We start from the raw sequence: 24,609 nt of genomic DNA, 5'->3' as shown, positions 1-24,609 counted from the left end.
CATTGCTATGGCATTTAAAGGCAAGATCATAAAGAATGAAGTGACCGGCCAGTCTATACGATTTGTTACTACCGCAAAGGACAGTAAAGGGAAGTTGCTGGAAATGGTAACAACTTATTTGCCACGTTCCACGCCGCCTGCGCCGCACTATCATCCCGTACAGCACGAAGAGTTTAGTGTACTGGAGGGAGAGTTAACTATAAAGCTTGATGACAAGACGATTGTTTTACTGAAAGGCCAGTCTATTGATATTCCCAAAAACTGTAATCATAGCATGTGGAACGCTTCCGCCGTGAAAACGATTGTCAGCTGGAAAGTTACTCCCGCATTGAATACGGAATACTTTCTCGAAATAGCAACCGGACTGGCAAATGATGGCAAAGTAAATACCGCTGGCCGACCCGGCTTATTGCAGGTAGCGTTGTTGGCTAATAAACATCGCAGTGAGTTTCGACTTTCAAAACCATCCTTTCTTCTGCAAAGAATAGTGTTTTCAATATTGTCGCCATTGGCTTTGCTTTCGGGCAAAAAGGCGAGTTATAAGCAGTATATTAATTGATTGCTGTAGAGACAAGGCAGTGCCTTGTCTGTCTGGTAGTGTGTGATAATTTCAAAAAGACAAGGCAGTGCCTTGTCTCTACTTTTGCAGCAGTTCCAAAAATTTTCTGTCAAGCTTGTAGCCGTGCCAGTCTTCATACGCAACATCAGTGCGACCAGAATTTAGTATGCCGAAATCTCCGATGAAATTCCAGATCGCAAAGCCGATATGATTGGCAGATAGAATATCCAGTACATCCGTGAACCATGCGATGAAAACATCGTGAGGTGTTTTGTTCCAGCAGCCGCATTCGCCGCAATGTACGCCCACACCTTTTTTTGTTAGATCGATCCACGGCTGATAGTATTTTACCAGCATTGATCTATCAACATATTGATCGCCCACCTGTCCGGGCCATTTAGGTTCAGGTAAATGTTCAGGATCTTTATTTGCCCATGGCGCTTTATAGTGCGATATCGCATGCGGAAAATAGCCGCGGCAACTTTGTGCGATGTTCAAGTCTATTATTTCAGGAATAACGGAATTGCCTACGTTGTTTCCATCTGCGATCACCAGATGATTTGGGTTCTCTTTGCGAATGGCTTCTGCTGCGGCTTTCGCCACTGTTCTATAGACATCGCCGGGAACGATACTTGACGGAGAATGCTGATCATTCATGTCTTCACGCATGCTTGGTTCGTTCACCAGGTCGAAGCTTATCTTTTTGCTTGAAATATTTTTGTAACGTTTCGCCCACATGTTCCAGTGAAAGTAAAATGCTTTCTGGGCCTCTTCATCTTTCCAAAGATTATACGGCTCGTGAAAGCCTGCATTGATGCAGTACCCGGGCGCACGATGCAAATTAACACTCACATGCATGTTGTACTTATGCGCCATGTAAATAACCTTGTCAACAAGCTCGACAGCAACTTCATTTATATTATATACTTCTTCCGGTGTGATGTTTTTGCTGCGGTCAAATTTTAAATAACCGGGATAAGCAATCGGCAGGCGAACAAAATCAAAACCCCAATCCTGCATCCATTTCAAATGATCTTCTGTTGTAGAGATTTTTTCGAATGGCCTTGGAGAAAAGAAATCCAGCAGGTTGAATCCTTTCCATTTGGGCAATGTATTTTTTAAAGGTGCTTTTGCAAAGGCAGATGTTCCGGTTAAGCTTACTGCTGCTGCAAGCAATGATGTGTTCTTGATAAATATTCTTCTTTTCATGGCAAGAAAAAGAACTTGAATAATTAGTGGCGAGCATTAATTTAAAACTTTTTGCTGCGCAAAAGGAGAGGTGAAGAAATAGTACAGCATTCAGCTAAAAAAGCATTGATCTATTTTTCGCGCAGATCATTGTCGGCGGCATAGGTTTCGTCCTGGTTTGCTTCATTGTCAGACATCGATTCAGGATCGGGCAACTCTCCATTGCCACCGCATTCTTCCTCTGATGAAAGTTTCCTTTTGTCGTCTTCCGGATTTTCCGTTTTGTCTTTTTTAGGATCGTACATCGGGTTGATTTTTATGTGCTTGTATTAAACTACAATAAAAGTTGTACCAAATCAAGCCCCTGACTTATTTTAAATTAAATAAGTTATGACTTACAATCCAGATCAATTTGTGTCAGATTTTTTACTTTAAAAATGTGACAGCTTTGAATAAAAGTCTGACTGATTCAGAAACAGAATTGAAAACCAATAAAATAGCTTTGACAAGAATTAAATAATTGCTTGTTAAAACTGATGGCATGAGAAAATTGTTCACCATCCGATGGAAAACCAAACAATCACTCGCATTCATAAATCCTATTTTTTGTACGGTCGTATTTTGTGTGATTATTCATAGCTGCCCGTTTGCGCAACAGATGCAATGGCCACAGCCCTCGCAATTATTGCCCGGTGGGTTCAATCCTTTTGCGCCACAGACACCTTCACCCTCGCCTTACACCAGGCCCACGCTTCAAAACTTCATTGAACAGGAGCAAATAAGGAGAAATAGCCAACAGCAGCAAATATTGGAAGAGGTAAATCAGGAGATCGAAAAGTTAAACAGGAAAGAGCTGGAGTGGGCGCACCAAACACGAGCATATCACGAAGCGTATGATTCTTTATTGCTTCTTAACCCCGACAGTTTTTCCTTATCAAAAGCCGTGTTCATAGCAGAAAATGCATTTTATGACAACGGGTATAAGTATGCAGATTTCCAGCAGGTGCTTCAGCGTAATGCCGCGCTTGTGAGGCAAGTAGTAATGCGGGAAGGGCTGAGTGAAAAAAACGACCTGGCGCTTAACTACGGAATCATGAAACTGTACCGCCAGCCCAATAATTATTACAACGCACAAACTAAACAAAGTAAGACTGTTGAACCCTTCGGCTACGATTTTGAAGATTTTACGGGTAAGCGGGATTACAGCAAAATGTTTGCGCTTAAAGCTCTCGCCACACGCAAAGGACAGTGTCATTCGCTGCCGCTTATTTATTTAATGCTTGCAGAGCAACTCCATGCTAAAGCGTGGCTATCGCTGGCGCCGCAGCATTCCTTCATTCAATTCATGGATGGTAATAACAATCTGCTAAATTTTGAAACTACCAACGGGCAGTTGGTTTCCTCTGCATGGTTGCAACAGTCCGGCTTTATCAATGCCAATGCATTGCGCATGGGCACTTTTCTGGATACGCTCTCCAGTCGTCGCTTATATGCGCAGTGCATGGTCGATTTGCTAAATGGGTTCATATTCCGTTTTGGCGACGACAATTATCTAGCCAAGGAAATGACACAAAAAATACTGAAGATCGATTCAAATAATCTTAGTGCTAATATTATTAAAGCCAATCGGCTTACTGCTAATGCGATGAAGAAAATAACTGAGGCTGGACGACCAAAGCTAAAAGCCCTTCCTAATTATCCTGATGCTTATGACGCGTGGCAGCAAATGCAGCAAGCTTACGAAAAAGTGGATGCACTTGGCTACCAGGACATGCCCCGAGAGGCCTACAACGCATGGCTCAAAAGCATAAACACCCAACAACAAAGGCAAGCCACTAAAGAAGCGCAGCAACGCATGCAACAGGAAATGCAAAGGCTGAAAACCCTGAAAGTAACCGTAACCAATAATCCACGAAAAAAATAACACCAAAACTCTTTTTGATAACTATGAAAAAAGTACAACTTTTATGTCTGTTATTATTGTTACTGGCAGTTGTGGCGAAGGCTCAGGATTCCAACCCTTTTAAAAGCATTGGCAAGAAAGGCAAAATAATTACCTTGTCCCGCGGCCGTTATGAAGAAGTGTTTGATACGGATACGATACAACGAATTGGCTCCGTGCTGTACAATACCTGTACAAAAAAAGTAGTAAAGCTGCTGGATGAAAAACAGGTATATGAAAAATATTCCGACAACACATCTAGTAGTCGTTGGTATAGTGTAGACCCTTTGGCGGATAAGTTTGCGCAGTACAGTCCGTATAATTTTTGTTTGAATAATCCGATAAGAATGATAGACCCAACGGGAATGGCGGCCACAGATTGGGTAGGAAAAACAAATGCAACAGGTGGAACAAACTGGAGTTGGGATGAAAATGTAAAATCAGAAGAACAGGCAAAGGCTGCAGGATATGATAGCTACTTAGCGCCTGGCTCAAGAATAGAAAATGGCAGTATAAATGGGGGTGCATCTGGTGTCGTTTTTATGGGTTATAGTGCCAATGATCTTGGTTATGATGAGTCTAACTTTACGAACTGGAATGCGCAACATGGCTCAGAGTATAGCAACCGTACCGAAGCATATAGAGCATGGCAAAGCAATCCAAATTATCATTATGGGGAGGGTTTTTGGGATAAGACATTTAGGACGATTGGATATGGGACGATGGAAGCAAGACGGGATTATGCCGCAGGTGGGATGAATATGTGGGGCGGTTATGGAAGACTTGCTAACGCAGCAACAAGTGCAGAGCAAACTACGGCCTTAGCAAAATATTGGCCGGGAAATGGAGGGGCATTAGGAGAATGGACAATTGTTATGGCAGAAGAAGGGCAGGTTTTAGATAGATATGGTTCTGTATATGGTTCCTATGCCTCGCCAGTGGGGACTCCATTTAATATGAGAGCATTATCTCCAGCTACAAGTCCAATGGATTATTTTCAGTTTCAAGTTCTAAAACCGTTTCCTATGCAAACTTCTACTATAGCCCCTGCATTTGGAGAAGTAGGTTTAGGGATTCAATATAAGACTCCTGTAGGAATTAATTATTTGCAAGAATTAGGATATATTAAAATATTAAAATAGCTATGAATTTGATAGAACTAAAAGATAAGCTCTATTGGAATAACGTGCCAGAACGTTGGTACTCATTAAATGAAGGATTAAAAGCTGATGCTTGTATTTTATACAAGAACTACTCCACGTGGGAGTTTTTTTATCTGGATGAGAGAGGGGAAAGGCATGACTATCGGATTTTTAATAATGACGATGAGGCGTTTGATTTTTTGTGGAAAAAGATGGAATACCAATTGGCGGTTTTTAAAATAAAACCTAAAGAAAGGTGAATTATAGAACCGGCGGAGTTCTGAAGCAGTTTTATTTATCTGATCATTGTTAAATAACAAAAAGAGAAGTCATGATTTTTTGTTGCGATTTTTTTGAGGAACTCATAAATGAAGCAGGTGGTAAAGGGTTTTCTGTAGTTCCCAAGCAGATTAATAAGGATGGTTTTGTCTTTGTTTTACAAGCCCGAAGCTTGGAAAAGGAAGACAAACAAGGTAAATTATTTGTTGTTGAGAGAGTTATTAAACATTGTCCCTTTTGTGGATCTTTGTTAGAAGGCTGTCTTAAAAAAACATTTGCAAGAAATAAGGGAAATCAATATGACAAATAGATATTTACTTCTTTAGTATTCTATTTAAAAATGTCTGGCTTGTAGCCTCGGCTTTTTTATGAAAGTGGAAATATGAATTTAATTCCCAAGATAACTACACTGATTCCTAAATACATTAATTTATGGAAGTAGTCTTTAAAGAAATATCTGAAAGAGAATTTTTGAGCCAACAAATTAAAGTTCTTTTTATTAATAACAACGGCAATAGAAAATTTGGAATTGTGTCATTAAGTAACAGTAGTTATAAATTTTCGTGGCAAAGCGATTTAATAACGCCCGTAATCACAAAAATTGCAGATAACATTTGTGCTGTAGGTGTAGACCAACATTTTGTAATCATAGATTTTGAACAAAACAAACTCCTTTTGGATTTAAGTCTTTTTTACAATTTTTATGACACAAAAATCTGGGAAGAACAGATTTTTGTGTGTACTGAATTGGAAGTCTTAGTATTTGACAAGGTTGCTTTCAGTATTGTTCGCTCGATAGACTTGCCCGATTTTTTTGAGGATATAGTATTTGAAGATAGAAGGATACGAATTGTTTGTATGGGGCAGCTTGTGATAGAGCAGACTTTGTAATTTTTGAGTTTATTATGTTAATTGATAATAAGAGTTATATAAAAGAAATAATAAACAAACCCGCTTGTTCCCTCGAAGAAATAATTAGTTGTTTTGAAAAGGTGAAAGAGAACGGTGATGCGGCGGTAATAAAATTTGATGGAGAACGAAGCGAAAACAGTTATACTGTTTTTGTTTCGTGCCCTACGAAGAACAGAGAACTGCTTAGAGCGGATGAAAATGATTTGAAAACAGCTTTATTAAAAGTCTTAAGTGAGTACATAGAATAACTGATGAAAAAAATTATCGCCCTATCAACACTACTTCTTTACATTAGTTTCTGCCATGCACAGCCATTGTTGGAAACCAAAAGCAATTACAAGGCTTGCTTTGATTCTCTTTCTGCATTGCTTCAAAACAATGGCTGCTTTAAAAAAGCTGTATTTCTATCGGAGAATTGTTTTTTCAATAACAAGATGGAATACGAGAAGTTTAATGCGGAAGTACAGCGTCTGGCACAGGTTGCAAATCTTTGGCAAAGAGCCAATCCTTTGGTCGAGTATAAGGAAAAAGATTCTGTTGATTTGGTCAGTAATCTTTCCATATTCAAGTTATTGAAAGATACAATTACATTTATTGGGCTTTCAGAAGAAAAATATTATCACCTGCCTTACACTTATGATTTTAACGATTTCTTTGGCAGGGAAAATTGGAGCAATATGTTTGTCACCAAACTAATGCTAACACATAAGGGCAATTGTCATAGCTTACCGTACTTATATAAAATGCTGGCAGATGAGCTACATGCAAGTTGTTGGTTGGCGCTAGCGCCCAATCACATGTATATCAAAAACCGGTGCAGGAAAACAGGTTGGTACAATACCGAGCTTACAAGTGGTGAGTTCCCTATTGATGCATGGATAACGGCTTCGGGGTATATACCTGTAAAAGCTGTGCAGCGAGGTATTTACATGGACACATTAAGTAATCAACAAGCAATCGCCTTATGCATTCTAGATTTGGCAAAAGGTTATCAGCAACAGGTAGATGAGTTCGACGATGGGTTTATTATACAATGCTGCGATTTAGTATTGAAATATCATCCGAATAATGTGCAGGCCATGTTATTAAAAGCGGAGACCTATAAGCGGTTATACCATAAATCCCAAGCAGATAAGATCATTCCGTCCAATGGCTCATTCAAGGAAATGGAGCAACTATATACCCAGATATATGATTTGGGCTACCGTGAAATGCCGGACAAAATGTACATGCAATGGTTGCGCAGTGTAGTTGAGCAAAGTGAAAAATACAGCAACAAACAGTTTGTCGAGGTTATGAGGAAATAATAAAAAGAATGTAGCGTAAGATTTGCAGAATCTTTTTTACAATAGGTCGCACTATTCAGGAAACACAAATGTAATCACGCCTCTCAAGCCAAAATCTGTTTTAAAATCTGTTGGTGCTGCCACTGGTATTCTTGGGCCAACACCCAGTGACACTATTTGTTTGCCAAATTTTGTAACGCCTGTAAGAATTGGATTAATAAATGCTGTTGTAGTTTTTGCGTGCCAGTTTGCTGTAATCTCAGCGTTTATACCAAGGCCCGCACCGCTTTTCCAGTTATGTGTAAAGAATGGTTGAATAAACATTTGATTAACATCTGATCTGTCGCTGGCCCCGGCAAATGACCAGATCTGGTTAACAAGAAAACCAAACGTTAACCCGGGTGACTGCTTCAGCACCAATGCTGTTGGTCCGGCTCCCCATTTTTTTCCTGAAAGAAAATCATTGGTGCCGGTAGGAACAAGAAAAGCCGGGCCTGCTCCCCAAATAAAGCCATTCTTTGCATTTGATGGTGAGAAGAATCCACTAATCGTTGCATCACTAAGGCCGAACTCATTTTTATCAGGCCCGCTTACATTGTGTTGATCAACGATTGGAATAATGTAACGGGTGATGAGATTGAGTTTGGAATTGAGTTTAATAGGAATGACAGGCTGTACGTTTAATGTGTATTTTGAACCCTTGTATGGCCCAATGCCGTAATCGACGTTGCTTTGAAGTGGTACGCTTATAAGACTTGCCACAGGGTTTGCCAGTTTGTCTGCTATTGTCTGAGCATCACCGCCCACTGGCTGTCCGGGCTCCTGTGCATTTGCAAAATAGCTAAGAGCCAATAGAAATAGAATAAGGTTTATCTCCTTCATCAGTTGTCGTTTACCTTACAAGAAAGGTTTAATGTCCTAACAACAACATGGGTGAAAAATTGTTTGAAGGTGCGATTTGTCGCGGAACAATTGTTATTTCTTAGTCAATTCGAAATCTTCCAAAAACGCAGCCAGATTTATTAATGCACAAGGAGAAAAATATTTCTTTTTTGTTTCCGGATCAATTGTTCCATTGGATGCAATGCCAATGGCCATTCCTTTTTCATCAACTATAGGTGCGCCGCTTAGTCCGCAAAATTGTTCAGGGACAATAATATTTTTTAGCAGAATGCGATTCCCAATTGTTTTATAATACTCGAACTCATACACTCGTTGTGGGCCATCTTCCATTTTTCTTGTCCAGCCTATAGCGTACAACTTTTCTCCTGCCGCTAAAGGCGTCGTTCTAATTTGTAACGGCTTAACTTTTGAGTGATTGTTATTTATTGAAAACACAAGCCAGTCGTCATCATGTGCTGGTTTTGCATCGAGTGACTGAGAGTTGTTTTCGTTTACTAGTTTGTCACAAACCACAAATTCCTCCTTGTTTTCCGGAGAATATAAGCTCCATGATTTAACGCTGTTTGTAAGCGAAACTGTTTTCATTTCATCCGTTTTCATGACCTTCAGCAGATGCTTTGCAGTGATGGCGAAAGTGTCTTTGCCATATTGTACGAGAAATGCGCAACCAAATTGCGACTTATCAAATTGGGGGTTATTAAAATCAATTTTATTAACTAAGGCAATATTATCAAACTGCTTGGCCGATGTTTTTTCCTGGCTGCAACCAACAGTACTTAATGACACAAGAATTGCAAAAACGAAACCAGGGTTCATAATGTTTGGGGATTTTGGGGTTGTAACTCGTAAATATACAAAGGATCGTTTTTCATCAAAGGGTTCTGCAATCTTTTTGCGAGAAAAGTAAAGAGGCCCTGATGCATCAGGACCTCTTTTATTACTAAACAGCTAAGGCTATTGACTAACCTTGAACTCCACTCTTCTGTTTTTAGCTTTACCTTCTTTTGTGCTGTTGTCTGCAATTGGGCTGCCATCGCCGTATCCGTTCGTTGTAATTCTGTCTGCGCCTATTCCTTTCTTCGTTAAATATGTTTTCGCTGCCATTGCACGTTTTTCAGAAAGTTTTTGATTGGCTTCTGGTTTACCGGTGTTATCAGTATAACCATTGATCTCAACTTTTGTTTCCGGATATTTCTTCATGTACAATGCAAGTTGGCTCAGTGCCGTATTTCCACCTTTTGTTAAGGTTGCGCCACCAGTAACAAATTGCACAGCACTCGCACTGAATTTTTCAATCGCCGGACATCCGTTGTTTTCTTTCACACCGGCAATGGTTGGACATTTATCTTCTTCATCGTTCACGCCATCACCGTCTGTATCCGGAATTGGACAACCATTGTATTTAGCCACACCGGCAATGGTTGGACATTTGTCTTCTTCATCGTTCACGCCATCACCGTCTGTATCCGGAATTGGACAACCGTTGTATTTAGCCACACCGGCTTGTTGCGGACATTTGTCTTCTTCATCATTAATACCGTCTCCGTCACTATCCGGAATAGGACAACCTCCGTATTTAGCGACACCCGCTTGATTAGGACATTTATCTTCATTATCAGGAATGCCATCGTTGTCGCTGTCTAACGGAGCCGGCGGCGGCGGTGGGGGTGGTGGCGGCGGCGTTGCTTTAGCATGTTTTCCAAAAAGCCTGACTTTTAAACCTGCCTGCACTCCCTGGTTGTATACTTTGGCCGTTGAGAGACCGCTGTTGTCCTCATACACCTTATCGAATCCATGAATGTATCTGGCATAAAAAGAAACGACATGTCTTGGAAATAATTCAAAACCTGCAGTGAGAGCAAAGTCATTTTTTTTGATATTGTCTTTGATATCCTTGTCATGCTCTTTGTCTTTTGCCGACATTAAGAAATCAAACTGTGGGCCAACCATGAAATCAAAATATTTTCCCGCATGCAATTTTACCAAAACTGGAACAGACAAGTAATCCAGCTGGTTGTCTGTTTTAATACCAGTTTGGGTAAACTTGCCCCCCATTCGTGAAAAAAGTGCCTGCGGTTCCAGGGAAATTGTTTTACCAATTGGGAAACCAACAAAAATCCCGGCTGCCCAATCCCATCTCCAATCAGTACTTAGACCGGCCGGTTTATCTGTTACGCGCAAATTTGAGTAGTTGGCGCCTCCAAGCAGACCCCCGTATACAGAATAGTGGTCCTTATTCGTTGTCGTCATATCCTGTGCATGCAGTGCAGAAAATGCACACATACAAACTACACCTGTAAGGAATAAAAATTTTTTTTTCATAAAAGAAGAAATTTAATTGAAAGGATAGCAGCAATAAAGCCTCGTTGCCAGTATTTTTCATACTAACATTCCCCGAGAGAAAAAAAAGCGGAGTTTTTGTGTTTTCTTATAGCTTAATAGTCCTTATGAAAATCATAGGCAATAAGGCTTTCTATAACTGTTAAGAAATACTTATAAAAATCATTCCGCAGTGGGGGCTAAAAACAGAATAACTGAATAATTGAATAACTGAATGGTTCAGATTCAATTATTCAACCATTCAGTTATTCAATCACTCAGTTTATTCAGTTACTGATAGCTGCTGTAAAAGCTTCTTATAAAATCTGTCGCTTGTGTATAGAGCGGTTTTGTAAACTCAACAAAAAGTTGTTGTGGTGGAGGCGGCGTCGCAGGTTGCCTGCCAATCATTTCTCTTTCATCAACTGTTAGAGCACGTTCATCTCCATTAAAAGAGCCCCAACTTGTAGCCCATGTGTAACCGCCTGTGAAGCGACGTGAGGCAAGAGATCTGTTGGTGCTATAGTCAGTAATATACACATCAAGCAAGCCACGTGAATCGATGTTGCGAGTATAGGCAGTAACTCGTGCTGTAACAGGGCCGTACACGTCAAAGGCAGTGCCTGTCTTGTCTTTGGAAGTTCCGATCTTTACGCTATCTCTCTTAACATCGTAAGTGTTTTTGCTGTCATACACATTGCCCACAACAAAATCGTAAAAGCCGATTTGCATTACCTGGTCAGGATTTATCTGGTATTCCTGTGCTTCTGATGGTGTATAAAAACGAATGAATTTATCTTTCAGATTTGATGAAGTATAGTTTAATATTTGTGTGTAAAAAAAGTCTCCATTCACCTGGTAAGCTCCGGTAATAGGTGCCATATCAATCATCACTTTTAGCGTAGCCAACCACAAGGCATCATTTATTTTATTGTTGACGTCTTTATAGCCGGGATCTATTTGTTGTACCTGTAAGAAGTTGTAATACGCAGTTTTTGCGGATTCTCTTGTATTGATGTTTAATGCAGATTCTCCCATTTTATATGATTCGTCTGCGGCAAGTCCGCGATACTTATTTAGCTCGCTTGTATGGCTGTCAGGGTTGGGAATGACCTTCATTGCCCCGGGACTGGTGATGATATTCCTCGCAATATTGCTCATGGCTTCATAATTGCGATAAACAAGCAAATAATTTCCCTGTTTGTAAAATTGTGTGAGACGTATTTCTTCTTGCTTAGTGTAATTTACTGCCATCGGGTAGGCTTCCTGTAATGTTTCGATAGCTTTTTTATTCGCGGAAGAAGAGCGCAAACGATCGATAGATTGAAGACAGGCGCTGTAGTAATCGCCTTTTTTAAGAGCAGATTTTCCTGCAGAGCAACCACTGAGAATTATAAAAGTGGCAGATACGAATAACAATGCAAGACACGCTCGTAGTTGGTTTTTCGTTGGATACATAGCTAAAGGGTTGTTCAAATGTGCGGTAAAGATAGTCGGGAATAGTGAATGGTCAAAAGTGAGTCGCGAAACATGAAATGTGAATCGTGAAATCTTGATAAACAACCGGTCACAATTAATGTTTTACCACTCGGCACTTGCGATCTCCCCAGTCACCTTACTCTATGTCTGACTGTGTTGCGAAAATTGTTTGCTCACGCATCCGCATTCACGTTTCATGATTGATCGTTCCAGATTATTGTCAATTTAACAATTATTGCTGTTTTTGTTTCCTCATTCAAAATATTTCCTAACTTAATCCGCAATATTTTACCTGAATACAAATTGATCAACACAATGAACAAAAAAAAACACTTCATGCCGCTTATTGCAGGAGCAGCATTGATTACGATTGCAGCTTGTAATAATTCTGCATCACCTGAGAAAATTAGTGCAAACGATAGCACGAAAATAGAAGCATCATCTGCTTCACCATTGGATAAAAAAGCCTTTGAAGCAACTATTGATGGTAAACAAACGGACTTATATACGCTGAAAACAGCAAACGGATTGAGCGCAGCTGTTACCAACTTTGGTGGCAGGTTAGTTGGCTTGTGGGTGCCAGGTAAAGATGGCCAGAAAACTGATGTAGTAGTAGGCTTTGGAAGTGTAAAACAATACCAGGATTCAACTGATGCATTCTTCGGTGGATTGATTGGCCGCTACGGAAACAGAATAGGTAAAGCAAAATTTTCTCTTGATGGTAAAGAGTATAAACTAGCTGCCAACAACGGGCCCAACACATTGCATGGTGGGAAGAAAGGTTACAGCTCTTGCGTATGGGATGCTAGACAGGTAAACGACTCTACACTTGAGCTGACTTATTTATCAAAAGATATGGAAGAGGGTTTTCCTGGTAACCTGAATGTAAAAGTTACTTATGCTTTGGCAAATGATGAATTGAAAATAGATTACGAAGCAACTACCGATAAGAAAACAGTTTGCAATCTTACTAACCATGCATACTTCAATCTGAATGGTGAAGGAAGCGGAACCATCAATAATCATTTGGTACAGATCAATGCAGATAAATACACTCCGGTAGATGCCACATTGATCCCAACAGGCAAAAATGAACCCGTTGCAGGCACTCCGTTTGATTTTATTAAACCAACAACCATCGGCGCACGTGTAAATGATACAAGCAACATACAATTGCAAAACGGTAAGGGTTATGATCACAACTTTGTGTTGAATGCAAACACTGGTTCAGGCCTTAACCATGCGGCAACTGTAGTGGGCGATAAGTCAGGCATTATAATGGATGTGTTGACGCAAGAGCCGGGTCTTCAATTCTACGGTGGTAATTTTATGGCAAGCAAAAACACTTTCAAAGGTGGCGCCAAAGATGATTTCAGAACAGCTTTCTGTATGGAAACACAACATTTCCCGGATTCTCCCAATCAACCATCGTTCCCATCTACAACTTTGAATCCTGGTCAAACATATAAGACCAGTTCGGTTTATAAGTTTAGTGTGAAATAGAAATGGTCTGGTGTCCATTTCGGCAGGAATGATATCAAAGACTTTTACTTCAGCCGTCCATTTTTCAAATTCTTTGAGGAGATTGAAAAATGGGCGGCATTGTAAATTTCCACAGAATACAGATTTGAATGGATTGAGTTTGTAATCTCTTTTTCCTGGAGCAAAGCTCCTCCATAAATCAACCGTTTTGTTGTTGGGAAAGGAGACTATCTTGTTCCTTTTCCAGCAAGTTTTTTCTCGTTTAGATTTTCAATTCTGGGTTCCTCGGTGTTTTATTTTTCAGGATTTAATATTTTTAGGTGGTCATCTAAAAATATTAAGCATTTTGGAAAACCGCTATTGAAAACCGACTGTGTTTATCCTGAAACATAATTTCCATAGGGAATCTTGTTTATGAGATAGGTTGTAAATAATGAGATCGTTAAACACAATATTGTTGTCAATGGGATTCCTATAAATGGGTTAATAAATGTCCATGTAATTCCTGCCAATGATAAAAAATATAGTATAAAAACATGGGACAGATAGATCCCATAACTATACTTGCCAATGATATTTGTAGCGCTTGAGAATATTTTAATTTCTGAGTTAGTATGACCAAAAAACAAAAATAAACCTGCGGAAGCCATAATAATATTAGGACTTAAATAGGAATACAGATAGTCATTAAATTGTCCACTACTTTTCGTTAATAAATAGGTGCCAATTATCGTTATTAAAACTCCTGATATAAATAGCAGTATTGAAAATAGTTTAATTCTCTTGTGTTTGAATTTTGTAGTCAATAAATACCCTAATATCGGATAGCCCAGGAAGCCTGAAAAGTAGCTTACGTTTATGCTGGATCTATATTTGTCAAATAATGGAAGATCAAGCAGTATGACAATAATCCATATTATGATGTAATATGATATTTCTTTGTTTGAACTTTTTAAAACCCATTTGCCGATAACGGGAAAGATTAAATAAATCCCAATAATCATGTAAACATACCATAAGTGATAGGAAGCTCCATCTTTAAGCCGAATGAATACGAATTTATATATTTCGTAAACACTCATATCGTTGCCAGCGTGTACTTTTATAATCAAATCACGTATAATATAGATTATACTCCAAAAAAGGAAAGGATAGACTATTCGTGAAATACGTTTTTGAAAAAAACTCTTTATTTCAATTGTTCTTGGTAGTATTAAGGCTCCCGTTAGCATTAAAAAAATGGGTACACCAAAGCGTGCTGAACTGTCGAAGATATTGCCCATCCACCAAGTGCTATTTGAGATATGACCATATTTGTATAATATGGGTCCTGAAACGTGTATTAGTATTACGGAAATAGTTGCTAATACTCTTAAACTGTCTGCAAAAAGTAGCCTTTTGTCTTTATGCTGCATTCTGTGTTTTTGTTTTGTAACCAGTTTTGTTTGATGGAGTCGAAACGGATTGTTGATACTAAAGACATCGCCACTGAACCTCATCATTTGAGTTCGTGGCTTCTTCTTTTGAACTAAATTTTACAAGGTTACAGCATTAATTTATAAGTCATAAATAACATAAATTAATTTGTGCTATTTATGGATGAAATGTTTTCTAATAATGAATGCGTAGGGGCGAATCGCATTCGCCCTCGCCTCCCATAGTTTGACCACATGCACGAATTTCAGAGACGTCTTTTCAGGCGTCTCTACTTTTTTGTGACGTAGTTTTAGCGTAGCTGATTATAATATGATGTAGCCTGTCTGTGGTACCTTCAAAGCTTTAATCCGCGTCATATTTTCATAAAACAACTAACGAATGTTATATCAAAATGTCTTCAGAAAGAAGACGCTTTTTCAAGCGTCTCTACTTACAACCATTACCTGTTTACTTTTCATTTTCTCTACAACAAATTTGTTTGGGCAGCAACGCATTGTAAAATCCATCAACACCAACTGGCAGTTTCACAAAGGTGAAGTGGCGAACGCCGGCGATAGAAGTGTAAGCTGGGAAAATGTTTCGATTCCTCACACATGGAACGCCTCAGATGTGATGGATGACGAGCCGGGCTATTACAGGGGCGTTGGTTGGTACAAAAAAACGTTGTTCATCGATAACTCCTGGAAGAATAAAGATGTCTACATTTTCTTTGAAGCCGCAAATCAAATTGCCGATATTTTTTTAAATGGGAAAAAAGTCGGGTCACACATTGGTGGTTATAATTTCTTCTCCTTTAAAATAAATGACTTTATACAGTTGGGGGAAGGCGCGGGTGTGACTGCGAATGAAATTACCGTAAGGGTTGACAATACCCACAACGAAAATGTTGCGCCGCTTGGGGCTGACTTTACCTTTTATGGAGGCATTTACCGCGATGTATATCTAATCGCTGCAGATCGTATTCACTTCGATCTGGACAACTATGCTTCAAAGGGTGTGTTTGTGTCAACGTCGTTCGTGTCTGCAGACAAAGCAAATGTTTTGATCAAAGGCGCCTTTGTAAATAACAATGCCAAAGCAAAAAAACTTGTTGTCAGATCTGTTATCAAAGATGCAGAAGGCAAAATAATTGCATCGAAAGAAACAGCTTTTAAATCAAATGCAGCAAGTAGTAATTCTTTCGAACAAAGGATCGACAATATTCTTCAGCCGAAATTATGGTCGCCGGAAAGGCCATATGTGTACAACGTTGTTTCTACCATTGTAGATAAAGAAACCAATCAGCAGGTGGATGAAGTGGTGAATGCGCTTGGCTTTCGCTGGTTTTCATTTGATGCCAATAATGGATTTTTTCTCAATGGAAAACATTTGAAACTAGTTGGTGCAAACCGCCACCAGGATTATCCGGGCATGGGTAACGCCATTTCTGACGCTATGAACATTAAGGACATTGAATTGATGAAACAAATGGGTGCAAATTTTATTCGGATTGCCCACTATCCACAAGATCCTACGATCCTTGAAACCTGTGACAGGCTCGGTATTATGGCATCTGTGGAAATCCCTATTGTCAACAGGATTACTGAAAGCGAAGCATTTTACAATAATTGCAAACAAATGATGGTGGAAATGATTCGCCAGTCGTACAATCATCCAAGCGTGATCATTTGGGCGTATATGAATGAAGTAATGATCTCTCCACGCTATGGTGACAAGACTCCCGAGAGAGATGCCTATTTTAAAACATTGGCAAATTTTGCGCAACAGTTAGAGAATTTGACCAGGAAGGAAGATTCTACGCGTTACACCATGATTCCTTTTTATGGAAACTTTGATGTGCATTACAAATATGGCTTAACAAAAATACCAATGGTCGTAGGCTGGAACCTATACCAGGGCTGGTACGGTGCAGATATCAATGGCTTTGATGCTTTTCTTGAAAGGCATCATAAAGAAGTTGGGGATAAGCCTTTGATCATTTCGGAATATGGTGCAGATGTAGATGCGCGGCTACATGATTTTACGCCCACTCGTTTCGATAAAACAGCCGAGTATGGCAATTACTATCACCAGCATTATTTCAAAGCAATGATGGATAGGTCTTTCGTTGCAGGTATGGCCTTATGGAACTTTGTAGAGTTTAACGCAGAGGCAAGAACAGAAACGAATCCGCACATGAACATGAAGGGTATAGTATCTGCAGCACGCGAACCAAAAGACGTGTACTGGTACTATCAGGCGCATCTGTTGCAAACACCGGTTATTAAAATAGGCGCCCGCAATTGGACGCTTCGCAGTGCAACAGCGACAGATGATAACGATTCATATTGCACGCAGCCTGTAGAGATATATACCAATCAAAACGAAATTGAAGTATTACTCAACGGTAAATCTTTAGGTAAAATAAAAGCTGATTTTGGTGTGGCAAAGATCAATGTGCCATTTTCCAACGGCAACAATAAATTCGAAGCAATCAGTGTCGACAAAAATGTTAGAGAGAAAGATGTGGTGGATTTTCAATTTATTCTTTTGCCAAAAAAACTAAACAGCACGAAAGTTCCGTTCAGCGATATTCACGTAAGTCTCGGTGATGAAAGATTTTTTACCGATACAAAGGAAAATATCGTGTGGCAACCCGAGCAGGCATACACACCGGGAAGCTGGGGATATATCGGAGGACGTATTTTTAAATTAAAAGGTAACGATCGCCTGCCTTACGGTTCCGACAGAAATATCATTAACACCGATCTTGATGCTTTATACGAAACACAACGCGTAGGTCTTGAGCAGTTCAAGCTAGACGTTCCCGACGGCGCATACGAAGTAACACTTCATTTCGCGGAACTGTCAACAGATAAGCAGGCTGAAAAGCTGGTGTACAATCTTGATAAGAACGCCGGAGAAGCTGCAACTGCAGAGCAGAGATCGTTTGATGTATTTGTGAATAACATTCCGGTTATAAACGGACTGAGCAACACAAACTATCTGTTGCCAGTTACTGCCTATTCTGTCAAAACGAAAATATCTGCCAACAACAACGAAGGCATTACCGTAAGCTTCAAAGCTTTAAAAGGCGAAACAATTTTGAATGGCATTGAAGTAAGGAGAGTTTATTAATTGGAAAATGTAGGGGCGAATTGCATTCGCCCTCGAAATTCCCGGGTGCCGCGGTTTGTCACGAACCATAGCGCTCGCGAAAAAGAATAGCGATTCGTAGCTTGTATAGAAACAAAAAGCCCTGATAGTTCGAATACTATCAGGGCTTTTTATTTCTATAGGATTGGTACGATTTACGTTTCACCATTCGCCTAGTGCAGCAATTGCAACTGGTTACATGCGTAAGGTTGCACCAAAACTTTATCTGGATAGTTAGTGGTGTCGCCGCCGCAAACTGCAGTTACATTATAATAGCCTGCCGGTAATGTGAAGTTGGCCGCTCCCTGAGCGCCGCAATCGGGTGCTGTCGCTGTAAAAGTTTCAACGAATTCTTTTTGATTATTGATGATCACTTGTATAGGATTGTTTTGAGAGCAGCTTTCAGATGCCCATACTGTTAAGTTACCTGTAGGAACAGAACCAATAACATCTTTTTTAAGTGCAGAGGTGAATTTACCATTGGTAATGTTTACTGCCACTCCATTGCCACTCATTACTTCTCCGCTAAAAGTTCCCGACACGCTGGAGGTATCAAGGTTGGTAATGTTTACCGTAAACTTGGACTGGCTTGCATCACTTTGATAAATGACATTATTATTGTTTTGCGTGTAGGTAAAAAATGCTTGTGGGGAAGTATAGGTTCCGTTCGCAATCTGGGTGCCGTAGATAACAATTGCAATTTTATCTGAACCATTATCAGCTGTTCCGTTTAGATTAAGGAATACAATATTGGATGCAGTGTCAATATAAACAGAATCAACAGTACCTTTAAAACTTTTATCTCCCTCGGTAAATGACCAGCTGGATACTATTGTGGTATCTTTTTTTTCAACGCTGTGCTCCTTCGAACAACCTGCTATCAGTAGAAATGCCAAACATGCAATCGAGAGAATGCTTACAATAGGTTTCATAAACGGCGATTTTCAATTTTAAATGTGCGTGGTCATTCATAGGCGTCTGTTTCGATACACGAAAAGTGTACCAAACAACGGGATTTTTAAATACATCAGGTTAATTTAAATGATCGAAGTTACCGTAAGGGCAAAAGGAGGGTGTTTTCCGGTTTAGAAACGTCGGGATAAAAATAATATTGTGCGGAGTAGGGCGAATCGCATTCGCCCTATTGACTATCTCGAAGATTATCCTTTATTTAAACAGCTTCTATATCATCATTCACCGTTGTGTTTGGCGTAGCAATTGTTTCGCTTCCTGTATGGTGATGATGGAAAAACTTTTTCTGAAACAGTAAAATGGCAATCACACCAACGGAGATTGAAGCATCTGCAAGGTTAAACACCGGGCTGAAAAATTCAAAATCGTCGCCGCCAATAACCGGCAGCCATTTAGGAAAGTGTGAGTGAATGATAGGGAAGTAAAACATATCCACCACTTTGCCGTGAAGGAAGCCTGCATAACCTTGTTTTGGGAACATTTTGGCAACGGTGGTAAAAGTGCTTTCTTCAAAGATCAAACCGTAAAACATACTATCAATCAGGTTTCCAAGGGCGCCGGCAAATATTAAACCCACGCAGATTATAAAGCCTTTATGATATTTCTTTTTGATAATGCTAAGGATATAGTAAACACCAAAGATCACTGCAAACAAACGGAAGAGGGTCAGCAACATTTTCCCCCAGTCTCCTCCAAATTTCCAACCCCAGGCCATTCCTTCATTTTCTACAAAGTAAATCTGGCACCAGGTCGAATTAGGGCCAAACGGACGGATACCTCGATCATATTTCGTCATAGGTAGGTGAGAAGGATCCCAATTGTAGCTAAGTGGCATATGCGTTTTAATCCAAATCTTAATCACCTGATCCACTACGATAATCAACAAAATCAATAAGAATATATTCCTTGGCTTCACTTATGTAAAAATTTTGTGGCAAAGATAATGGGGAATGCGATATATGCATTAAAAAAGGCAAATACTCAAATCTTTGAGTATGTTGTTGATAGATAGTCAGTTGTAAAAAAAAATGACGGCAAATTTATCAACGCTTTCAATTTTGTTTATCTTGGCGCCTTAACCCAAGGTATAACCCTGTCTAAACCTACGTTCCAATGAAATCTCTTTGCCCTGGAAAATGGTGCCTTTTGTTACTGATATTTTGTCTCGTTAAAATCGGAGCGAAAGCCCAGACGTTCACGGCGGATTTTACCGCAGATAAATATGCAGGTTGTGCTCCTCTGCAAATTAATTTTAGCAATACAACTTACGGTACCGGTACAGATGTTACCTACAAATGGGATTTTGACAATGGCAATAGTGCCACCAAAGCCAGCCCTTCAGCAATTTTTTATGAAGAGAGAGATTATTTTGTAAAGCTTACTGTCACAAGTGGAGGCAAGACATCTGTTCAAACTAAAAAGATTACTGTTTACAAAAAGCCAACAGTAGATTTTCAGACAAATGCGTTGAAAGGGTGCATACCTGCAGTATTTGCCTTTACGGCAAGCGCCACAGGCATTGCAGGAGTTACCAACAATTATACATGGGATTTTGGTGATGGTGCCGTAGCGCAAACCTCTAACACAGTTACTTCACACACGTATAATGTGTTACAACATCCAACCGTAAGTTTAACCGTATCTAATTCTTATGGTTGTACAAATACTATTAAGAAGGACGAGCTGCTTACAATATTACCTTCTATTTATTCAAACTTCACTTCCGACAAAAAGATATTGTGTAAAACATCGGATGCGGTTCAGTTCACCAATCTTAGTTCAGGGCCCGGAACATTAAGCTATGAATGGAACTATGGAGATGGCAACAAGAGTACTGATATTTCGCCCTCATATGTATTCAACAAGAAAGGTATTTATACTGTTTCTCTTACTACAAAAAATGACGATGGTTGTAGCGTAACAAAAACTTTAAGCGAATACCTGAACGTTGCCAGTTACAGTGTCAGTTTAACTCCTCCATCTCTGATCTGCGACAATACAAGTGGTAGTTTTTCGCCAACGCTTTCACCATACACTTATAACTATTCATGGACGCTCGATGGATCGCCCGTTGGTTATAATGGCAGTTCTTATTACTACGGCTCTCTGCCGGCAGGGACACATGAAGTGAAAGTAAAGGCAATGTTTGATAACTGCCCTGATTCTGCAACTCAAACATTCGAAGTAAAACCATCTCCCAAAACGAATGGCTTTATATATGAAATACAGGGACTTTGTGGTGCGCCGGTCGATGTGAAGTTTAAAGACACTACGGCAGATGCAACTTCATGGCGGTGGTTCTTCAACTATTATAACTCATCGAACAATCCGGATGCGACCATACAGGCACCTACGCGTACCTACACGTCTGATGCATACTATTATGTTCAGCTAACGGTGGGCAATACTTATGGATGTAGCAGAACGGTGTCAAAAGGCATTGACATTTACCGGCCATCGGGAAGTATATCGCTGAAAAGTTCTACCGGAAAAAATCCGCGGGACAATTGCGGACCCTTTGATGTAGAACTGTCTACTTCAGGTCTGGCAGACATTGTTTCATATAACTGGAACTTTGGAGATGGCGAAACATCGACAGACGCCGTTCCCAAACATACTTTTTCAAAACCGGGCTCATATGTTCCTTCTTTAAGCTATACGACAAAAAACGGTTGCACGGGATCTATGTCTACCAGTGCATTTACCGTTTTCACTCCTGCAAAGATTACAGATTTTGTGGCGAGCAACACAACGTTGTGCGGTCCTAACCCAGCAACATTTACCGCCACTACAACAGGTTCAATACAATTTTATAACTGGGATTTTGGTGGACGCTTCGGCTCCGGTTCCTCTACTTCGGTCTCGTTTGGTGCAGAAGGCGTGTACAAAGTGCGATTGATTGCCGGAAACAGCGCATGCCAGGATACGCTGATCAAAGACAACTACATCACGGTAAAACCGCCATTTCCCAAAATATCCGGCACGGCAAATACCTGTAATGGCACAAGAGGTGAAGTTACTTTTACACAAAGTTCAGTAAATGCAACTTCAGTAATTTGGAATTGGGGAGATAATACGCCGAATGTAACTACACCCGGAACACAAACTACAGCCAAACATACATACACTCAAAACGGGCAGTACTACGTAACACTTACTGCTGTTAATGGAGATTGCAGTGTAAGTACAGCTACCAGTGTAACTGTCTATTTAAAACAAAGCCCTGTTTTGGCCATTGACAAAAAAGTAGTTTGTGCAGAAAATGATCAGTTGACATTTAATTTTTCCAACTACCAGGTCAACAATCAGTATTATTATTTTGACAGCTACTACAATCAATACTATTACTTCGACAATCCGAGGTTGATTTATAGCGATGGCGCATATCCCGGTTACTTGTACAACTACACCAAGTCTGCCGCTGTAAATAATGAAGTAAAATTTTCTGTTCCAGTCAGTGGATTTAAACAGGGTGCAAACACGATGGCGTTAATTGTGACGTCGAGATATTTTGGCTGTAACGATACAACCAACTTTGTTCCGATACAGGTGATACAAGCCTCTAAAGCCGGTTTCCAGGTGTTGAACGAAGGCGTTTGCTATCAAACCCCGATATCGTTTAAAGACACATCCAATGCAAACGGTACCACAATAAAACAATGGACCTGGAACTTTGGTGATGGCGCCACACAGACGGTAACGACTGCCGGCGCAACGGTTTCACATCAATACGCAAGTCCCGGATATTATACTGTAACGCTAAGCCTGAAGGATGATGCAGGATGCGTGAATTCATCTACCACAACATATAAATCAGTAAAAGTGGGAGGTCCGAAACCTGCATTCTATCCATCATCCAGCAATGTGCAGTTGAACTCGACAGTTTACTTTTACAATAACTCCCAAAACCCTGATACAAAAAATACGGTCTATACCTGGGATCTTGGAAATGCCACTTCAACTCAATACAACGCCAGCAGCACGTATCCGGTTGCCGGAACTTACAAGATCACGCTCACTGCAATTGATACCGTTACGAAATGTGGCGGATCAGTTTCGCAGGATATTATTGTAAAAGATTTTTATCCTGCTTTGGGAAAAAATCTTTCAAACATAAGCGGCCGCGGTTGTCCTCCCGTATTGGTTAATTTTTCAAATAACTCTTATAACTACACTAAAGTGACATGGGACTTTGGTGATGGCATTACTGCAGACAACATCAACTATGCGAGTCACGTGTATGAAAAGCCAGGTAAATACTACGTTACACTATACGTGTATGGTTATAACGGATTGACGGCAACATATAAAGACTCAATAACTGTAAGTCAGCCATCAGGCACGTTAACAGCCTCTCCGAACGAAGTTTGTATCGGACAGGCCATAATATTGGATGGTGTTGCGCAAGGCGCTGTCAGCTATAAATGGGATATGGGTGATGGTAATATTCTTTCGGGAACGGGCATAAAAACAACATACACATATGGTGCCAGTGGCTCGTATAAACCAATGCTTTTAATAACTGATGCAAGTGGTTGCACTGGAACAGCGACTGCGCCGGCTTCGGTAAAAGTGCGGGAAAATCCTGTTCTTACATTCGATCCGAAAGATCCTGTTTTATGTTTGGGCAAATCAGTTCAATTACATGCAAGCGGCGGACAAGCCTATTCATGGTCGCCCTCAACTGGTTTGGATAATACTGACGTCGCGTCTCCGGTGGCATCACCTTTAGAAACTACAACATATAAAGTAAGCATTAAAGATGATCTTGGTTGTTCAAACGAAGGTTCCACCACAATATTTGTTGCTAAGCCAATAGATGTTCAGTTAAGAGGAGATACAGCAACCTGCACAGGTAACACTGTTGCACTATCTGCTTCAGGAGCGACGACTTATAAATGGATAAACAGTGTGGAAGCATTAAGCGGCTCCAATATTCCAAATCCTACCGTGAAAGTCAACAAAACAGACACCTATACGCTGGTGGGATACGATAAATACAATTGTTTTACAGACACCACGGAAATACACATTCGTGCCAGACCGTTGCCGGTAGTAAATGCCGGAACAGCAGAAACGGTAATGGTAGGCTCGGCAACACAGCTAAATGCAACGGGTAGCAGTGATATTGTTCAGTGGTTATGGCAGCCATCCAGTTATCTTGATTGTGTAAGTTGTCCCAACACAAAACTGACTCCATTTTCTGATATGGACTATACCATTACAGTGAAAAACAATGAAGGCTGTTCTGCTTCTGATATGATAGCAGTAAAAGTATTATGTGGCGAAAGTCTTGTAAGAATTCCAAACGCGTTCACACCAAACGGTGATGGCAACAATGATGTGTTCATTATCAAAGGAATTGGCATGTTAAAACATCTTACAATTTTTGACAGATGGGGTGTTAAAGTGTATGACCGCAGCGATATTGTTGCCTCGAATAGATCTACATGCTGGGACGGTACAATGAATGGTAAACCACTGCCAACCGGCACCTACATTTATTACGCAGAAATGCAATGTCCATCTGGTGCTTCGTTTGTTCAAAGAGGTTCGGTAGTATTGATAAGATGA

The 24,609-nt window shown here is 40.1% G+C and carries 20 protein-coding genes; 11 read left to right on the top strand and 9 right to left on the bottom strand.

Translation table 11 applies throughout. The annotated features are described in order from the left end of the window. The first annotated feature begins 7 nt into the window (after positions 1-7). Complete coding sequence (locus QJ048_RS21490; protein ID WP_282336493.1) at positions 8-559, top strand: cupin domain-containing protein; 552 nt, start codon at positions 8-10, stop codon at positions 557-559. Positions 560-637: 78 nt separating this feature from the next. On the opposite strand, the gene QJ048_RS21485 is transcribed toward QJ048_RS21490, so the two are convergent. Both QJ048_RS21485 and QJ048_RS21480 read right to left on the bottom strand, forming a co-directional pair. Next, on the bottom strand, positions 638-1,768 hold the full coding sequence (locus tag QJ048_RS21485; RefSeq protein WP_282336492.1) for a glycoside hydrolase family 5 protein: 1,131 nt from the start codon (positions 1,766-1,768) through the stop codon (positions 638-640). 110 nt (positions 1,769-1,878) lie between these two features. After that, positions 1,879-2,052 carry a hypothetical protein gene (locus QJ048_RS21480; RefSeq protein WP_282336491.1) on the bottom strand — a complete coding sequence of 58 codons (174 nt, stop codon included), beginning with the start codon at positions 2,050-2,052 and terminating at the stop codon, positions 1,879-1,881. A 236-nt stretch (positions 2,053-2,288) separates the two neighbouring features. Here QJ048_RS21480 and QJ048_RS21475 point away from each other — a divergent pair, with 236 nt between their 5' ends. From QJ048_RS21475 to QJ048_RS21445, 7 genes are all read left to right on the top strand, one after another. After that, a complete protein-coding gene (locus QJ048_RS21475) occupies positions 2,289-3,671 on the top strand; it encodes a hypothetical protein (RefSeq protein ID WP_282336490.1) in 1,383 nt (460 codons plus the stop codon). A 23-nt stretch (positions 3,672-3,694) separates the two neighbouring features. Next, a complete protein-coding gene (locus tag QJ048_RS21470) occupies positions 3,695-4,831 on the top strand; it encodes a glycohydrolase toxin TNT-related protein (RefSeq protein WP_282336489.1) in 1,137 nt (378 codons plus the stop codon). 2 nt (positions 4,832-4,833) lie between these two features. Beyond that, positions 4,834-5,091, top strand: a complete 258-nt coding sequence (locus QJ048_RS21465; protein ID WP_282336488.1) for a hypothetical protein — start codon at positions 4,834-4,836, stop codon at positions 5,089-5,091. A gap of 71 nt (positions 5,092-5,162) precedes the next feature. Next, entirely contained in the window at positions 5,163-5,420 is a 258-nt protein-coding gene (locus tag QJ048_RS21460; RefSeq protein WP_282336487.1) for a hypothetical protein, read from the top strand. Positions 5,421-5,542: 122 nt separating this feature from the next. Next, entirely contained in the window at positions 5,543-6,001 is a 459-nt protein-coding gene (locus QJ048_RS21455) for a hypothetical protein (protein WP_282336486.1), read from the top strand. Positions 6,002-6,015: 14 nt separating this feature from the next. After that, positions 6,016-6,270: a hypothetical protein gene (locus QJ048_RS21450; RefSeq protein ID WP_282336485.1), complete on the top strand. Its 255-nt coding sequence runs from the start codon at positions 6,016-6,018 to the stop codon at positions 6,268-6,270. A gap of 3 nt (positions 6,271-6,273) precedes the next feature. After that, positions 6,274-7,329, top strand: coding sequence for a hypothetical protein (locus tag QJ048_RS21445; RefSeq protein ID WP_282336484.1), 1,056 nt, complete (start codon positions 6,274-6,276; stop codon positions 7,327-7,329). A gap of 51 nt (positions 7,330-7,380) precedes the next feature. On the opposite strand, the gene QJ048_RS21440 is transcribed toward QJ048_RS21445, so the two are convergent. The 4 genes from QJ048_RS21440 to QJ048_RS21425 all read right to left on the bottom strand — a co-directional run bounded on the left by QJ048_RS21440 (position 7,381) and on the right by QJ048_RS21425 (position 11,988). Beyond that, positions 7,381-8,190 carry a hypothetical protein gene (locus QJ048_RS21440; protein WP_282336483.1) on the bottom strand — a complete coding sequence of 270 codons (810 nt, stop codon included), beginning with the start codon at positions 8,188-8,190 and terminating at the stop codon, positions 7,381-7,383. A 93-nt stretch (positions 8,191-8,283) separates the two neighbouring features. Then, positions 8,284-9,027 (bottom strand): trypsin-like serine protease, encoded by a 744-nt coding sequence (locus tag QJ048_RS21435; protein WP_282336482.1) that lies wholly within the window; start codon positions 9,025-9,027, stop codon positions 8,284-8,286. Between the two features lie 138 nt (positions 9,028-9,165). Further along, positions 9,166-10,533, bottom strand: a complete 1,368-nt coding sequence (locus QJ048_RS21430) for an OmpA family protein (protein ID WP_282336481.1) — start codon at positions 10,531-10,533, stop codon at positions 9,166-9,168. Positions 10,534-10,821: 288 nt separating this feature from the next. Beyond that, on the bottom strand, positions 10,822-11,988 hold the full coding sequence (locus QJ048_RS21425; RefSeq protein ID WP_282336480.1) for a hypothetical protein: 1,167 nt from the start codon (positions 11,986-11,988) through the stop codon (positions 10,822-10,824). Positions 11,989-12,324: 336 nt separating this feature from the next. Between QJ048_RS21425 and QJ048_RS21420 the strand changes: the two genes are divergently transcribed. After that, positions 12,325-13,512: an aldose epimerase family protein gene (locus tag QJ048_RS21420; protein ID WP_282336479.1), complete on the top strand. Its 1,188-nt coding sequence runs from the start codon at positions 12,325-12,327 to the stop codon at positions 13,510-13,512. 356 nt (positions 13,513-13,868) lie between these two features. Here QJ048_RS21420 and QJ048_RS21415 read toward each other — a convergent pair whose 3' ends face one another. Continuing rightward, the gene (locus QJ048_RS21415; RefSeq protein ID WP_282336478.1) at positions 13,869-14,906 is read right to left on the bottom strand and encodes an acyltransferase; all 1,038 of its coding nucleotides are present in this window, start codon (positions 14,904-14,906) and stop codon (positions 13,869-13,871) included. Positions 14,907-15,306: 400 nt separating this feature from the next. Between QJ048_RS21415 and QJ048_RS21410 the strand changes: the two genes are divergently transcribed. After that, the gene (locus QJ048_RS21410; RefSeq protein ID WP_282336477.1) at positions 15,307-18,045 is read left to right on the top strand and encodes a glycoside hydrolase family 2 TIM barrel-domain containing protein; all 2,739 of its coding nucleotides are present in this window, start codon (positions 15,307-15,309) and stop codon (positions 18,043-18,045) included. Positions 18,046-18,236: 191 nt separating this feature from the next. Here the strand turns inward: QJ048_RS21410 and QJ048_RS21405 are convergent, their stop codons facing one another. Then, positions 18,237-18,995 carry a hypothetical protein gene (locus QJ048_RS21405; RefSeq protein ID WP_282336476.1) on the bottom strand — a complete coding sequence of 253 codons (759 nt, stop codon included), beginning with the start codon at positions 18,993-18,995 and terminating at the stop codon, positions 18,237-18,239. A gap of 239 nt (positions 18,996-19,234) precedes the next feature. Then, positions 19,235-19,951 carry a lipoprotein signal peptidase gene (locus QJ048_RS21400; RefSeq protein WP_282336475.1) on the bottom strand — a complete coding sequence of 239 codons (717 nt, stop codon included), beginning with the start codon at positions 19,949-19,951 and terminating at the stop codon, positions 19,235-19,237. A gap of 197 nt (positions 19,952-20,148) precedes the next feature. Here QJ048_RS21400 and QJ048_RS21395 point away from each other — a divergent pair, with 197 nt between their 5' ends. After that, positions 20,149-24,609, top strand: a complete 4,461-nt coding sequence (locus QJ048_RS21395; RefSeq protein ID WP_282336474.1) for a PKD domain-containing protein — start codon at positions 20,149-20,151, stop codon at positions 24,607-24,609.

Origin of the sequence: Pinibacter soli (assembly GCF_029961145.1) — a bacterium.
Classification (GTDB): domain Bacteria; phylum Bacteroidota; class Bacteroidia; order Chitinophagales; family Chitinophagaceae; genus Pinibacter; species Pinibacter soli.
The sequence above is the reverse complement of the archived record's forward strand: the minus strand, read 5'-3'. Positions and strand labels throughout refer to the sequence as shown.

What these genes read in the sequence shown, in the direction of transcription:
- QJ048_RS21490 (WP_282336493.1), top strand. Translation starts at nt 8, where the DNA reads ATGGCATTTAAAGGCAAGATCATAAAGAATGAAGTGACCGGCCAGTCT.
- QJ048_RS21485 (WP_282336492.1), bottom strand. Translation starts at nt 1,768, where the DNA reads ATGAAAAGAAGAATATTTATCAAGAACACATCATTGCTTGCAGCAGCA.
- QJ048_RS21480 (WP_282336491.1), bottom strand. Translation starts at nt 2,052, where the DNA reads ATGTACGATCCTAAAAAAGACAAAACGGAAAATCCGGAAGACGACAAA.
- QJ048_RS21475 (WP_282336490.1), top strand. Translation starts at nt 2,289, where the DNA reads ATGAGAAAATTGTTCACCATCCGATGGAAAACCAAACAATCACTCGCA.
- QJ048_RS21470 (WP_282336489.1), top strand. Translation starts at nt 3,695, where the DNA reads ATGAAAAAAGTACAACTTTTATGTCTGTTATTATTGTTACTGGCAGTT.
- QJ048_RS21465 (WP_282336488.1), top strand. Translation starts at nt 4,834, where the DNA reads ATGAATTTGATAGAACTAAAAGATAAGCTCTATTGGAATAACGTGCCA.
- QJ048_RS21460 (WP_282336487.1), top strand. Translation starts at nt 5,163, where the DNA reads ATGATTTTTTGTTGCGATTTTTTTGAGGAACTCATAAATGAAGCAGGT.
- QJ048_RS21455 (WP_282336486.1), top strand. Translation starts at nt 5,543, where the DNA reads ATGGAAGTAGTCTTTAAAGAAATATCTGAAAGAGAATTTTTGAGCCAA.
- QJ048_RS21450 (WP_282336485.1), top strand. Translation starts at nt 6,016, where the DNA reads ATGTTAATTGATAATAAGAGTTATATAAAAGAAATAATAAACAAACCC.
- QJ048_RS21445 (WP_282336484.1), top strand. Translation starts at nt 6,274, where the DNA reads ATGAAAAAAATTATCGCCCTATCAACACTACTTCTTTACATTAGTTTC.
- QJ048_RS21440 (WP_282336483.1), bottom strand. Translation starts at nt 8,190, where the DNA reads ATGAAGGAGATAAACCTTATTCTATTTCTATTGGCTCTTAGCTATTTT.
- QJ048_RS21435 (WP_282336482.1), bottom strand. Translation starts at nt 9,027, where the DNA reads ATGAACCCTGGTTTCGTTTTTGCAATTCTTGTGTCATTAAGTACTGTT.
- QJ048_RS21430 (WP_282336481.1), bottom strand. Translation starts at nt 10,533, where the DNA reads ATGAAAAAAAAATTTTTATTCCTTACAGGTGTAGTTTGTATGTGTGCA.
- QJ048_RS21425 (WP_282336480.1), bottom strand. Translation starts at nt 11,988, where the DNA reads ATGTATCCAACGAAAAACCAACTACGAGCGTGTCTTGCATTGTTATTC.
- QJ048_RS21420 (WP_282336479.1), top strand. Translation starts at nt 12,325, where the DNA reads ATGAACAAAAAAAAACACTTCATGCCGCTTATTGCAGGAGCAGCATTG.
- QJ048_RS21415 (WP_282336478.1), bottom strand. Translation starts at nt 14,906, where the DNA reads ATGCAGCATAAAGACAAAAGGCTACTTTTTGCAGACAGTTTAAGAGTA.
- QJ048_RS21410 (WP_282336477.1), top strand. Translation starts at nt 15,307, where the DNA reads ATGTTATATCAAAATGTCTTCAGAAAGAAGACGCTTTTTCAAGCGTCT.
- QJ048_RS21405 (WP_282336476.1), bottom strand. Translation starts at nt 18,995, where the DNA reads ATGAAACCTATTGTAAGCATTCTCTCGATTGCATGTTTGGCATTTCTA.
- QJ048_RS21395 (WP_282336474.1), top strand. Translation starts at nt 20,149, where the DNA reads ATGAAATCTCTTTGCCCTGGAAAATGGTGCCTTTTGTTACTGATATTT.